Origin of the sequence: Streptomyces chisholmiae, from assembly GCF_031845445.1 — a bacterium.
Lineage (GTDB): Bacteria > Actinomycetota > Actinomycetes > Streptomycetales > Streptomycetaceae > Streptomyces > Streptomyces chisholmiae.
This window is the reverse complement of record NZ_JAVREO010000057.1, coordinates 1-743: the sequence shown is the minus strand read 5'-3', so window position 1 is coordinate 743 and position 743 is coordinate 1. Positions and strand designations below refer to the sequence as shown.

Here is a 743-nt window from a genome sequence, read left to right as displayed (position 1 = left end):
TAGCCCCTCATCGCAGGCACGGCCATCGACACCTCCGGCGCGGTCGGAGGCGTCGTCTCCGTGCTGGTCTGGCCGACGTTCATGTGGGATCCGGACGCCAGCGCCGGTGAGCCGGCCCCGGCGCTGTCGGAAATGGCTCCGATGACTCCCAGTCCCACCACTGCCGCGCCACCGGCTACCGCAGCGATCACTTTCACATTCTTGAGCCCGCTGACCTTCATGTATTTCAGTGAACCCCTGATTTCTATGCCGAGGCTGTGGCTCCACTGTCAGTTACCCACCGAGTGCGGGCGCGCCGAAACATCACATCGCGTGCTGACCGGATTCCGGTTCCCGGCTGCTCTACCCTGTCTGGCATGCAGCGGTGGGCAGGAACAACCGGATGACGCGCTTTCTGGCGCGCCGGCTGCTCAACTACATCGTGTTGCTGGCCCTGGCATCGTTCCTGACGTTCACCCTGACGTCCTTGAACTTCAAACCCCTCGACAGCCTCGAGCAGCGCAATCCACGGCCCCCGCAGTCCGCGATCGACGCCAAAGCCGCTGAACTCGGCCTCGACCAGCCCATTCCGCTGCGCTATGCGAACTGGGCCGCCGGTGCGGTCCGCGGCGACTTCGGCACCACGGTGACCGGACAGCCGGTGGCCGACGAGTTGTGGCGACGGATCGGGGTGACCCTGCGGTTGCTCGTCATCGGCGCGATATCGGGTGCCGTGATCGGCGTGGTGGTCGGGGCCTGTGGTG

At 65.8% G+C, this 743-nt stretch carries 1 protein-coding gene and 1 pseudogene; one reads left to right on the top strand and one right to left on the bottom strand.

The features are described from left to right. Positions 1 to 221: hypothetical protein (locus tag RM844_RS32035; RefSeq protein WP_311670966.1), on the bottom strand; the 221-nt coding region annotated here is incomplete at its 3' end. Positions 222 to 382: 161 nt separating this feature from the next. Between RM844_RS32035 and RM844_RS32030 the strand changes: the two are divergent. Further along, positions 383 to 743: pseudogene (locus RM844_RS32030) on the top strand (ABC transporter permease); the annotation flags it as partial.